General features: G+C 49.7%; 11 protein-coding genes. 10 read left to right on the forward strand and 1 reads right to left on the reverse strand.

Annotated features, from left to right (window positions below):
• Positions 1–192: 192 nt before the first annotated feature.
• From spoVK to AC1WMD_RS14270, 7 genes are all read left to right on the forward strand, one after another.
• A complete protein-coding gene (gene spoVK / locus AC1WMD_RS14240; RefSeq protein WP_043904212.1) occupies positions 193–1,125 on the forward strand; it encodes a stage V sporulation protein K in 933 nt (310 codons plus the stop codon).
• Positions 1,126–1,320: 195 nt separating this feature from the next.
• Positions 1,321–2,892 (forward strand): fatty acid--CoA ligase, encoded by a 1,572-nt coding sequence (locus AC1WMD_RS14245; RefSeq protein WP_494257707.1) that lies wholly within the window; start codon positions 1,321–1,323, stop codon positions 2,890–2,892.
• Positions 2,893–2,895: 3 nt separating this feature from the next.
• The gene (locus AC1WMD_RS14250; protein ID WP_043904214.1) at positions 2,896–4,041 is read left to right on the forward strand and encodes an acyl-CoA dehydrogenase family protein; all 1,146 of its coding nucleotides are present in this window, start codon (positions 2,896–2,898) and stop codon (positions 4,039–4,041) included.
• A 15-nt stretch (positions 4,042–4,056) separates the two neighbouring features.
• Positions 4,057–5,133, forward strand: a complete 1,077-nt coding sequence (locus AC1WMD_RS14255; RefSeq protein WP_494257709.1) for a CaiB/BaiF CoA transferase family protein — start codon at positions 4,057–4,059, stop codon at positions 5,131–5,133.
• A 7-nt stretch (positions 5,134–5,140) separates the two neighbouring features.
• Positions 5,141–6,760: a long-chain fatty acid--CoA ligase gene (locus AC1WMD_RS14260; RefSeq protein WP_494257710.1), complete on the forward strand. Its 1,620-nt coding sequence runs from the start codon at positions 5,141–5,143 to the stop codon at positions 6,758–6,760.
• Positions 6,761–6,811: 51 nt separating this feature from the next.
• Positions 6,812–7,663: a 3-hydroxyacyl-CoA dehydrogenase family protein gene (locus AC1WMD_RS14265; protein ID WP_494257712.1), complete on the forward strand. Its 852-nt coding sequence runs from the start codon at positions 6,812–6,814 to the stop codon at positions 7,661–7,663.
• 18 nt (positions 7,664–7,681) lie between these two features.
• Entirely contained in the window at positions 7,682–8,830 is a 1,149-nt protein-coding gene (locus AC1WMD_RS14270; protein WP_043904218.1) for a thiolase family protein, read from the forward strand.
• Positions 8,831–8,863: 33 nt separating this feature from the next.
• On the opposite strand, the gene AC1WMD_RS14275 is transcribed toward AC1WMD_RS14270, so the two are convergent.
• On the reverse strand, positions 8,864–9,484 hold the full coding sequence (locus AC1WMD_RS14275) for a trimeric intracellular cation channel family protein (RefSeq protein ID WP_043904219.1): 621 nt from the start codon (positions 9,482–9,484) through the stop codon (positions 8,864–8,866).
• 166 nt (positions 9,485–9,650) lie between these two features.
• Here AC1WMD_RS14275 and hflX point away from each other — a divergent pair, with 166 nt between their 5' ends.
• The 3 genes from hflX (at position 9,651) to AC1WMD_RS14290 (ending at position 12,660) form a co-directional block, all read left to right on the forward strand.
• Positions 9,651–10,901, forward strand: a complete 1,251-nt coding sequence (gene hflX / locus AC1WMD_RS14280) for a GTPase HflX (RefSeq protein WP_043904220.1) — start codon at positions 9,651–9,653, stop codon at positions 10,899–10,901.
• Between the two features lie 13 nt (positions 10,902–10,914).
• Complete coding sequence (locus tag AC1WMD_RS14285) at positions 10,915–12,183, forward strand: methionine gamma-lyase family protein (RefSeq protein ID WP_043904221.1); 1,269 nt, start codon at positions 10,915–10,917, stop codon at positions 12,181–12,183.
• Positions 12,184–12,258: 75 nt separating this feature from the next.
• Positions 12,259–12,660: a MerR family transcriptional regulator gene (locus AC1WMD_RS14290; RefSeq protein WP_043904222.1), complete on the forward strand. Its 402-nt coding sequence runs from the start codon at positions 12,259–12,261 to the stop codon at positions 12,658–12,660.
• The last annotated feature ends 34 nt before the right edge of the window (positions 12,661–12,694 follow it).

Below are 12,694 nucleotides of genomic sequence, written 5' to 3' on the forward strand. Positions count from 1 at the left end.
GCACTTTTTTACGCGTAAAAATCGGTCGCGCTGAATAAAATATACAAACTTGTATTCCTGCCAAACTGCAATGCTTGCTTGTTTCTTTTACTTGGGCTATTGTCACGAATCGGCGGTGAAAGACGTATACTGATAAAGAACGAAGCGATGAAAAAGGCAGCCACGAAAATGGTGAAGTGAGGTGACACCCCATTGTCGGAATTGACGATGAACAAAGCAAAAGGGCAGATTAACATTGTGCTCAATTCGAAAAATATTAATCATCTAGTGAAAGAGGACCGGCATGATTTCATTAATTATGAAGAGCATCAGGCGTTAAAAAATATTCAAAAAGAACTCGATCAGCTGATCGGGCTTGATCATGTGAAAAAAATCATTAAAGAAATTTACGCGTGGCTTTATATTAACAAAGTCCGCAAAGAAAACGGCCTAAAGTCGAATAGACAAGCGCTCCATATGATTTTTAAAGGCAATCCGGGCACGGGAAAAACGACGGTGGCGCGTTTGTTAGGAAAACTGTTTTTTGAAATGAACGTGCTTTCCAAAGGGCATTTTATCGAGGCGGAACGAGCCGATTTAGTCGGTGAATATATCGGACATACTGCGAATAAAACGAGGGACTTAATCAAAAAAGCGCGCGGCGGAATTTTGTTTATTGATGAAGCATACTCGCTTGCCCGTGGCGGGGAAAAGGATTTCGGCAAAGAGGCGATTGATACGCTTGTCAAAGGAATGGAAGACTATTGCGATGATTTAGTCGTCATTTTGGCGGGCTATCCGAAAGAGATGGATTATTTTTTATCATTAAATCCAGGCTTGCCGTCTCGTTTTCCGTTAACGATCGAGTTTCCTGATTATACGGTCGATGAGCTGGTGAAAATGGCAAAACAGATGCTGCGGGAACGGGAATATGAGTTTACGCCGGAAGCGGAGCGAAAATTATACTATCATATTGAGGAAGTTCTGGAAAGCAACCAGCGCGGCAAGTTCAGCAACGGACGCTATGTGCGCAACTTAATTGAAAAGGCGATTCGCAAACAGGCGGTGCGTCTTCTGCATGAAGGGCGATATGATAAAAAGGAATTGATGGTGATCCGCGACCGCGATCTTGTCATCAGTTCCTAAAAAGAAAGGGGGAAACCCTTTTCTTTTTTTGTGCAATAGAAAGGATTTTGCGAGCATATGTCGAATATGTAAACAAGGGGAAGCGGAGGTTTAATATTTTGAATAATATGTATATTTATTTATTTCTGCATATTGCCCTCCGCTCCTTGATAGTTATAGTAATGATACTTTAAAGGAATAAAGGGGGTATGGCGCTTGTACATGACGATTGGGGAAGTATTTTCCCAGACGGTGCGGAAATTTCCGAAAAAAGAAGCGGTCGTCGATATCGCGAAAGGACGCCGCTATACGTATGAACAATGGGAAAAAGAAGTAAACCGACTTGCCAACGCGCTGCTTGAAGCGGGTGTGCAAAAAGGAGACCGGGTATCCACCGTTTTGTACAATACGCTTGAACTTGGGACGGCGTTTTTTGCCTGTGCGAAAATCGGCGCCGTATTCAACCCGATTAATTTTCGTTTGAAGTCAAAGGAAATCGCTTACATTATTGAGGACGCAATGCCAAAAGTCGTCTTGTTCGAGAAAGCAGTAGAGCCGCAAGTAACGGACATCCATGATCAATTCCCACACATTTCGTTTTGGTATATTGACGACGATACACCATCGTATGCTGCGAACTACCACGTGCTTGTCAGCAACGCGCAAGCAGCCGCTCCTTCGATTGACGTATCAGAAAATGACATTTATGCGATGATGTACACCAGCGGTACGACCGGACGACCAAAAGGGGTGATGCACCGTCATCGCGATATGATTGAACAGAGCATGGTTTGCAATGCGGTCATGCGCATTCGCGATACGGACCGCGGGCTTGTCAGCGCTCCAATGTTCCATTGCGCGGAGTTGCATTGCTGCTTTTTGCCGCGCGTGCATGCCGGCGCGACAAATGTCATTCTTCACCATTTTGACCCGAAGCTTGCCTTAAAAACGATCGAACAGGAACGCATTACATTATTGTTTGCCGCGCCAACGATGTGGAATATGCTTTTGCAGGAAAATGTAAGCGATTACGATTTATCCTCGCTCCGTCTCGGATTGTACGGCGCCGCCCCGATGGCTCCGGTTCTTGTGAAAGAATGCCAAGAGCGGCTGGGCATCCAGCTGATTCAAGCGTACGGCATGACAGAAATGGGACCGGCGGTGACGTTTTTGCTAGAAGATGAACAGTTGACAAAAGCGGGTTCGGCCGGCCGCGCCTGCCTAAACCATGAAATTCGCGTCGTCAGGCCGCGGGAGGACGGTCCGTCCGATCCGGATGAAGTGCTGCCGCCGGGGGAAGTCGGCGAGATCATTATGCGGGGGCCGTGCATGATGGTCGGCTATTACAATCGCGAAGAAGCGACGGAAAAGGCGATGTATAAAGGATGGTATCATTCCGGCGATTTAGGCTATATCGATGAAGACGGCTACCTGTATGTCGCCGACCGCGTCGATGACATGATTATTAGCGGCGGTGAAAATGTCTACCCGCGCGAAGTGGAAGATGTGCTGTACGAACACCGCGGTGTGCTTGATGTTGCTGTTGTCGGCGAGCCGGATGAAAAGTGGGGCGAAAAAGTCGTAGCGTTTGTCGTCAAAAAAGACCCGGATGTGACTGCAGAGGAACTGGAGCAATTTTGCAAAAACAGCGACCGTCTTGCCCCTTACAAACGGCCGCGCGCCTATTACTTCGTTGACGCCCTGCCGCGCAATGCAAGCGGAAAAATTCAAAAATTTTTGCTTCGCGAACAAATGAAAAACGCGGCGAAAAGCGGAAAAGAGGGATGATCAATGACAGCTCGCTACTTGCGCGAAGAGCATCACATTTTCCGTGATGCCTTTCGCAAATTTTTAGAAAAAGAGGCATATCCATACTATGAAGAATGGGAGAAACGAGGGATCATTCCCCGTTCCTTTTGGGCAAAAATGGGCGAAAACGGCTTTCTATGTCCATGGGTCGATGAACAGTACGGTGGCTTTAACGCCGATTTCGCTTATTCGGTCGTGATCAATGAAGAGTTAGAAAAAGTCGGATCAAGCATGGTCGGCATCGGCTTGCATAACGATATCGTCGTTCCGTACCTCGCCTCTTACGGAACGGAAGAGCAAAAGCGGAAGTGGCTGCCAAAATGCGTATCCGGCGAAATCATTACCGCGATCGCGATGACCGAACCGGGAGCGGGATCGGATTTGGCCGGCATTTCGACGACGGCGGTCAAAGACGGTGATTACTATATCGTCAACGGGCAAAAAACGTTTATTACAAACGGCATTCACGCCGATTTAATCGTCGTCGCCTGCAAAACCGATCCGAACGCCAAACCGCCGCACCGGGGCATCAGCTTGCTTGTCGTCGAGCGCGATACGCCGGGGTTTACGCGCGGCCGCAAGCTCGAGAAAGTCGGGCTGCACGCGCAGGATACGGCAGAATTGTTTTTTAATGACGCGAAAGTGCCAAAAGAAAACTTGCTTGGCGAAGAAGGAAAAGGCTTTTACTACTTGATGGAAAAGCTCCAGCAAGAGCGGCTGGTGGTGGCGATCGCCGCACAGACGGCGGCGGAAGTGATGTTTGAGCTGACGAAGCATTATGTCATGCAGCGGTCGGCGTTTGGAAAACGCATTAGCGAGTTTCAAACCGTCCAATTCCGCCTCGCCGAAATGGCGACGGAAATCGCTCTCGGACGGACGTTTGTCGATCGTGTGATTGAGGAGCATATGCAAGGAAAAAACGTCGTCACACACGTGTCGATGGCGAAATGGTGGATTACGGAAATGGCGAAGCGGGTCGCCGCCGAGAGCATGCAGCTTCATGGCGGCTACGGCTATATGGAAGAATACGAGATTGCCAGACGTTACCGCGACATTCCAGTCAGCGCGATTTACGCCGGGACGAATGAAATGATGAAAACGATCATTGCAAGAAACTTAGATTTATAGAAAGAGGGTGGCAGCGTGTTAAACGGAGTAACGATCATCGATTTTTCCCACTACCTGCCCGGTCCATTTGCCAGCCTTCGCCTCGCTGATTTAGGCGCTGAAGTCATTAAAATCGAACCGCCAGGCGGAGACCGGATGCGCTCGCTTGCCGATGAATGCGTATTTCATGCCAACAACGCGGGCAAAAAAAGTATTGCTTTAAACTTAAAAAACGAACGGGATCTGCAAACAGCAAAAGATCTCGTTTCTAAAGCCGATGTTCTTATCGAAAGCTTCCGCCCGGGGGTGATGAAACGTCTCGGGCTTGGATATGACGATGTGCGCGAGTGGAATGACACAATCATCTACTGTTCGATCAGCGGCTTCGGCCAACATAGCCGGTATGCGTCTTTCGGCAGCCACGATCTAAATTATATGGCGCTTACCGGTGTGTTGGCGCAGCTAAAAGATAGACAGGGCCGCCCTGTCCATCCGACGATTACGTTCGCCGATTTAATCGGGAGCATCCATGTTGCCGAACAAATTCTCGCCGCTTTGTTTTACCGCGAGCGGACCGGAAAAGGGACGTACATTGACCTTTCCTTAGTCGATGGCTTGCTGTCGATGATGGCAAATCATTTTGCCATCGAGCATCACACAGGGAGAAAAGACGGCATCGCCGAGCTTGCCGGCACGATCGTATCTTACCAGCTGTATGAGACGAAGGACGGCCGCTACGTCAGCATCGCCGCCTTGGAAAAGAACTTTTGGGAAAACTTTTGCCGCGCCGTCGGCAAGCTGGAATGGATTGCGCATCATTATTCGCCGGCGGACGAAACCAACCATGTTTATCAAGAAATCGTAAGCCTGTTTCGGTCGAAAACGATGAAGGAGTGGCTGGAGTTTAGTCAAACGGTCGATTGCTGCCTCGCGCCCGTGCTCGAAACGGATGAGGCGAAAACGCTGTTTGCAGATGACCGTTACCGCAAGATGGTCCACATCACAGACGGGCGCATCGAAGTGGCTACCCGCTACGAGCCAAACATATTGCAAAAACGGAAAAGAGCCCCATTATTGAATGAACATGCGGATCCATTGCAAAATAAGGAGTGATGAGGAAATGATGAAGACGCAATTGAATATTTCAACAATGTTGGAAAGAGCGGAAATGTTTTTCCCGACGAAACAAGTCGTTTCCCGCATGAAGAACGGTATCGTCCGCCATACATATAAGGAAATTGGCGAACGGACAAGACGGCTTGCCAGCGTTTTGGCTGATTTCGGCGTTTCCGTCGGCGACCGCGTCGGAACGTTTGCCTGGAACCATCACCGCCATTTGGAAGCGTATTTTGCCATTCCGGGCATCGGCGCGGTGCTGCATACGATTAACATCCGTCTCTCGCCTCAGCATATCGCTTATATTATTAACCACGCCGACGACCGCGTGCTGCTCATTGATGACGATTTGCTTCCGGCTATTGAAGCGGTGAAAGACGAGATTCCGAATGTGCGCGCGTTTATCATTATGACCGATGAAGAAGAGCTTCCGGAAACGACGCTTTCCCCTGCCTATCATTATGAAAAACTATTGGAGCAAGGAGACCCGACATTCCCGTTTAAAAAAGATTTGGATGAATATCAGCCGGCGGGAATGTGCTATACGTCGGCGACAACAGGAAATCCAAAAGGCGTCGTATATACGCACCGCAGCACCGTCTTGCATAGCATGGCGCTCGGGCTTGCCGATACGCAAGGGCTTTGCGAGCGCGATGTCGCGATGCCAGTCGTGCCGATGTTCCACGTTAATGCGTGGGGAATTCCGTTTGCCGCGACATGGTTCGGCGCGACGCTCGTCATGCCGGGGCCGGCGTTTACGCCGAAAGTGCTGGCGCAATTAATCGAGTCAGAAAGAGTGACGATCACCGCGGGGGTGCCAACGATTTGGCTCGGGCTTCTGCAAGAATTGGAGAAAGGCAATTACGATGTAAGCAGCTTGACGCGCGTCATTTGCGGTGGTGCGGCAGCGCCAAAAGGAATCATCCGCGCGTTCGAGGAGAAATTTCATATTCCGTTTATTCACGCCTATGGCATGACCGAGACAAGTCCGCTTGTGTTAGTATCGCGTCTGAAAAGCTATCAGCAAGATCTGCCGTATGAAGAAAAGCTCGAATTCCGTGCGAAGCAGGGCATTCTCGCTCCAGGCCTGGAGATGAAAATCGTCGGCAAAGACGGCGAGGTAAACTGGGACGGAAAAGAAATGGGCGAACTATGTTTGCGCGGACCGTGGATTGCCGCTGAATATTACAATGACGAACGTACGAAAGACGCGTTCCATGACGGCTGGCTGCACACGGGCGATGTCGTTACCGTCGATGAAGAAGGGTTTGTCAAAATCGTCGACCGGACAAAAGATGTGATCAAAAGCGGCGGGGAATGGATTTCTTCCGTTGATTTGGAAAACGCACTTATGGCCCATGAAGCGGTGTTTGAGGCGGCGGTCGTCGCCGTTCCGCATCCGAAATGGCAGGAGCGTCCGATCGCCTGCGTCGTATTGAAAGAAGGAAAAACAGTCACGAAAGAAGAGCTGTATGACTTTTTGCGGCCGCAGTTTACAAAATGGTGGCTGCCGGACGATATCGTCTTTATGAATGAAATACCGAAAACGAGCGTCGGCAAGTTTTTGAAGCGGAAATTGCGCGACCAGCTGCAAGAATATTATGCCAATACGAATGCGGAATAAAGAAAACGCTTTGCGTGATCGATATACGAATAGGAAACGGAGGATTTTGTGATGGCGGAAACGATTGCTGTTATCGGTGCAGGATTAATGGGAAGCGGCATTGCCCAGTCGATCGCGATGGCGGGCAAAGATGTCCGTTTATATGATATTTCCGAGGCGGCCCTTGACAAAGGGCTTGCTTCGATACAAAAAAGCCTTTCTCGCTTTGCGAAAGCGGGAAAACTATCTGAACAAGATGTACAGCAAACATTGCAACGCATTCGTACCGCTACCGATTTGCAAGAAGCGGTGCAAGACGTGGATATCGTCATTGAAGCGGTGCCGGAAGATTTAACGTTAAAGAAAGATGTTTTTCGGCAGTTAGACCGATATACGAAACAGGAAGCGATTTTGGCGACGAACACATCCGAGCTAAGCGTTACGGCCCTTGCTGCGGCGACGGCAAGGCCGGATAAAGTGATCGGCATGCATTGGTTTAACCCGGCTCCGGTGATGAAGCTTATTGAAATCGTGAAAGGCGAAACGACGTCAGATGATACGGTGGCGGCGATTCAACGCCTGTCCGAAGAAATTGGCAAAGAAACGGTTGTCGTCAAAGACCGGCAAGGATTTGTCACGACAAGGGCGATTGCCGCGCATATGATCGAATGCATCCGTATGTATGAGGAAGGGATCGCCTCTGCCGAAGATATCGACAAGGCGGTCCGCCTCGGCTTGAATTATCCGATGGGGCCGTTAGAGCTTGCTGATATGGTCGGGCTAGACACGATGCTGTTTGTCAGCGAAAATTTAACGGAAGCATACGGAGACCGTTTCCGGGCGCCACAGCTATTGCGCAAGCTCGTCGAGGCGGGACACTTAGGAAGAAAAACGGGGAAAGGGTTTTATACGTACAACGATTAGACAGAAGGGGGAAGCGTAATGAGAGAAGTCGTGATCGTCGAAGCGGTGCGCACGCCGGTCGGCAAACGCAACGGCGTGTTCCGCAACGTCCATCCCGTCCATTTAGCGGCGACGGTGCTTGATGAAGTAGTAAAAAGAGCAGGAGTAGAAAAACGGTTGGTCGAAGACATCGTCATGGGCTGTGTGACGCCGATTGCCGAGCAAGGCTACAACATCGGCCGGCTCGCCGCGCTCGAGGCAGGGTTTCCGATCGAAGTACCAGCGGTGCAAATCAATCGGATGTGCGGCTCAGGGCAGCAGGCGATTCATTTCGCTGCCCAGGAAATCCGCTCGGGCGATATGGATATTACGATTGCCGCTGGGGTCGAAAGCATGACGAAGGTGCCGATTTTAAGCGACGGCAACGAACATACGATTCCGCCGTCGCTCCATGAAAAATACGAATTTGTCCATCAAGGCGTTTCCGCCGAACTAATCGCTGAAAAATATGGCTTGACGCGCGAACAGCTTGACGCCTACGCCTATGAAAGCCATCGGCGCGCCCTCCGCGCCCAGCAGGAAGGAATATTTGATAAAGAAATCGTGCCGGTAAAAGGACTTGATAAAGAAGGAACCGAAATTATCGTCACCAAAGATGAAGGACCACGACCGGATACATCGCCGGAAGCGCTCGCTTCCTTGAAGCCCGTTTTCCGAGAAAACGGTAAAATTACCGCCGGCAATGCGAGCCAAATGAGCGACGGAGCGGCGGCGGTGTTATTGATGGAAAGGGAGACGGCACAAAAGCTTGGTGTAGTGCCAAAAGCGCGCATCGTCGCGCAAACGGTCGTCGGCTCCGACCCGACTTATATGCTTGACGGCGTGATTCCGGCGACAAAAAAGGTGCTCGAAAAGGCAGGGCTAACGATTGAAGATATCGATTTAATCGAAATTAACGAAGCATTTGCCCCTGTTGTATTGGCATGGCAAAAAGAAATCGGCGCGCCGTTCTCTAAAGTAAACGTCAACGGCGGTGCCATTGCGCTCGGCCATCCGCTAGGGGCGACAGGCGTGAAATTAATGACTTCGCTCGTTTACGAACTAGCGCGGCGCAATGGCCGATATGGGCTGTTGACGATTTGCATCGGTCACGGAATGGCCACGGCGACGATTATCGAACGACTGTAAAGAAAAACCGGCGTGCATCATACGCCGGTTTTTTTAAGATTGATCGACAGCCTGATTCTTTAGCGAGCGGTGCGGCAGTTTCCAATGGTACGTATACGATAAAATCCTTAATAGCGCGACGACAACAAACAATATATAAAGCTCGATGGGAGCAGACGCCAATTTTGTGCCAACCGCGATGCCGGCGACAATCGCCCATACCGCATAAATTTCCGCGCGCAGCACAAGCGGCTTTCGGCCGGCAAGAATGTCGCGGACAATGCCGCCGCCGCTTCCGGTCAGCACGGCGGCAACAATGACCGCACTTAACGGGTGGTTCATTTTAACAGCGTAAAGCGCGCCTTGAATGGCAAACGCGGAAAGGCCGAGCGCATCAAAAAAGTTCCCCCACCGTTTCCAATGGGGCAATGTTTTTTGCGGAAATAAATAAACGACCGTCATGGCGATTAATGCGATGACAAATAAAGTTCCTTGTTCCCATAAGGCGGAGACGGGAACGCCGATGAGCAAATTGCGGATCGCGCCGCCGCCAAACGCGGTGACAATGCCTAAAATATAAACGCCAAGTATATCATATTCTTCTTCCATCGCGACAATCGCGCCGCTGATCGCAAACGCAATCGTGCCGATGATGCTTAACACTTCCCATGTCATTGATGCATCCCTTTCCTTCCTGTTATACGGTAACATTGTATGGCGAAGGGGGCGGAAAATCAATAGCTAGAACAAGAATGTTTGCTGCAAAGGCCGTGGCGATTTTGCCGCAGATTTGCTATGATGGAGACAGACTTAGTGATGCTGTTGGAAAGAAGGTGCCTAATTGAGCGAACGGGAAAAAGCGATTTTAGTCGGATGTCAGCTTCCTCATATCGATGATGAGCGGTTTTTTTATTCGATGGAAGAATTGGCATCGCTCGTGCATACGGCAAAAGGAGAAGTTGTTGCGACGGTGACGCAGAAGCGGGAAGCGATCCATCCGGCCACCTATATCGGAAAAGGCAAAGTAGAAGAACTTGTACATCTTGTCGAGCAAATGGAAGCGGATCTCGTTATTTTTAACGATGAACTGTCGCCAAGCCAAAACCGTAACTTGGCGGGACTGCTTGCGGTGCGCATTATTGACCGGACCCAGCTCATTTTGGATATATTTGCCCAGCGCGCCCGGTCGAAAGAAGGAAAACTGCAAGTGGAGCTGGCGCAATTGCAATATTTATTGCCGCGTTTAAGCGGGCAAGGGACAGCGTTGTCCCGCCTTGGCGGCGGAATCGGCACGAGGGGTCCGGGGGAAACGAAGTTAGAAACGGATCGCCGCCATATTTATCGGCGCATCGATGAGATTAAAACACAATTGAAACTGGTAGCCGAACATCGCGAACGCTATCGGGAGCGCCGCAAAAAAAATCGCGCTTTTCAAATTTCCCTTGTCGGTTATACGAACGCCGGAAAATCAACGTTGTTTAACCGCTTGACCGCTGCCGATTCGTTCGAAGAAAATTTATTGTTTGCCACCCTTGATCCGCTGACACGCAGGCTCATTCTTCCGAGCGGCTATACGGTGCTCTTAACCGATACGGTCGGTTTTATTCAAGATTTGCCGACGACGTTAGTCGCGGCGTTTCGTTCGACGCTCGAAGAGGTAAAAGAAGCGGATTTAATTTTGCATATCGTCGATTCCTCCAACCCGGATTATTATCATCATGAACAGACGGTTTACGACCTGCTCGATGAGCTCGGTGTGGCTTCTATTCCTATCGTGACTATTTATAATAAGCGGGATATTCGTCATCCTCATTTTGTGCCAAGCACGAAAACAGAGGCGATGATGGTGAGCGCGTTTTGCGCCGATGATATTCGACGCCTGCGGCAGTTTATCGAAGAGATGGTCAAGAAACAGATGGTCGGCTACTATGTATCGATCCCGGATGATGAAGGAAAATTGCTGGCCCAGTTAAAATCAGAAACGATTTTGCACGAATTGCACTATAATGAAGAAAGCGGCATGTATGAATGCGAAGGGTATGTCATGCCGAAACATCCGTTATACGGACAGTTGCGTCAATTTCAAAAATAGAAAGGGTCATGGTATGTTTACACAGCTACGACACGGAGAAAAAATTGCTGCACTAGTAAAAGAAGTGGAAGCGCAAATTGCTCCGATTCATCAAAAAATTGACGAACGCATTGATGTGAATCAATATCGCGTGCTAGACAGCTTTCGCCGTCATCAAGTAAGCGACAGCCATTTTATTCCGTCTACCGGATATGGTTATGATGACATCGGCCGCGACACATTGGGAAAAATTTATGCCGATGTATTCGGCGGCGAAGCAGGCATTGTCCGCCCGCAAATTATTTCTGGAACGCATGCCATTGCGATCGCGTTATTTGGCATTTTGCGGCCGGGAGATGAGTTATTGTACATTACTGGAAATCCATATGATACGCTGGAAGAAATCGTCGGCATCCGCGGCAGCGGCAGCGGTTCGCTAAAAGAATTTCAGATCGGTTACCAAAGCGTGCCGCTCACCCCGGAAGGGAAGGTGGATTTCGCTGCCGTCAAAGCGGCCATCCATGAGCGGACGAAAATGATCGGCATCCAGCGCTCCAGAGGCTATGCGACAAGACCATCCTTTACGATTGAAGAAATTCGCGAAATGATTGCTTTTGTCAAAACGGTGAAGCCCGATGTCGTCGTTTTTGTTGACAATTGCTACGGAGAATTTGTCGAGGAAAAAGAACCGTGCCATGTTGGCGCCGATTTAATCGCCGGCTCTCTCATTAAAAATCCCGGTGGGGGGCTTGCGAAAACGGGTGGATATATTGTCGGAAAAAAACAATATGTAGAGGCATGTTCGTACCGCATGACTTCTCCGGGGATCGGTGCGGAGGCGGGCCCGGCGCTATATAGTCTGCATGAAATGTATCAAGGCTTTTTCCTAGCGCCGCATATCGTCGGCCAGGCGCTAAAAGGGGCGGTTTTCACCGCTGCGATGTTAGAGCGGATCGGTCTAAACACTGACCCTTCCTGGGATGCCAAGCGCACCGATTTAGTGCAATCTGTTCAATTTGACGATCCAGAGCAAATGATCGCTTTTTGCCAGGCGATTCAATTTTCCTCTCCGGTCAATGCTCACTTCACCCCGTACCCGAGCTATATGCCCGGCTACGAGGATGATGTGATTATGGCGGCAGGAACCTTTGTCCAAGGAGCGAGCATTGAATTAACGGCGGACGGACCGATCCGCCCGCCGTATGTGGCTTACGTACAAGGAGGATTAACGTATTCCCATGTAAAAATCGCGATTTGTTCGGCGATTGACCAATTAATCGAAAAACAATTAATACGTTTGTAAGAAAATCTAACATTTTATTGACACATTTTCTGACGCGTTATAAAATAAAACTATCATAAGCGAGGAGGAATTGGCATGAATAGCAACATCCGTCGTTCCATGCCATTGTTTCCGATTGGGATTGTGATGCAATTGACCGAATTGTCCGCCCGCCAAATCCGTTATTATGAAGAGCATGGCCTTGTTTCTCCAGCACGGACTGAGGGAAACCGCCGCTTGTTTTCCCTCAATGATATCGATCGCCTTCTCGAAATCAAAGATTTGATTGATCAAGGAGTCAACTTGGCCGGCATTAAGCAAATTTTTGCGGCGCGGCAGGCCGATCGCAAAGAGCAGCCAGAAAAAGTGGAAAAAGTCGTGAAACAAAAGCTATCTGACGAGGAGCTGCGTGAAATTTTGCGAACGGAGTTGCTGCAGGCGGGGCGTTTCCAACGTGCATCACTTCGCCAAGGGGATCTCGCTCGCTTCTTTCATTAATGATCGTTCAATAAAACTTGGGAGCCGGGGAGGA

Source organism: Parageobacillus sp. NEAU-HV-2 (assembly GCF_059115485.1).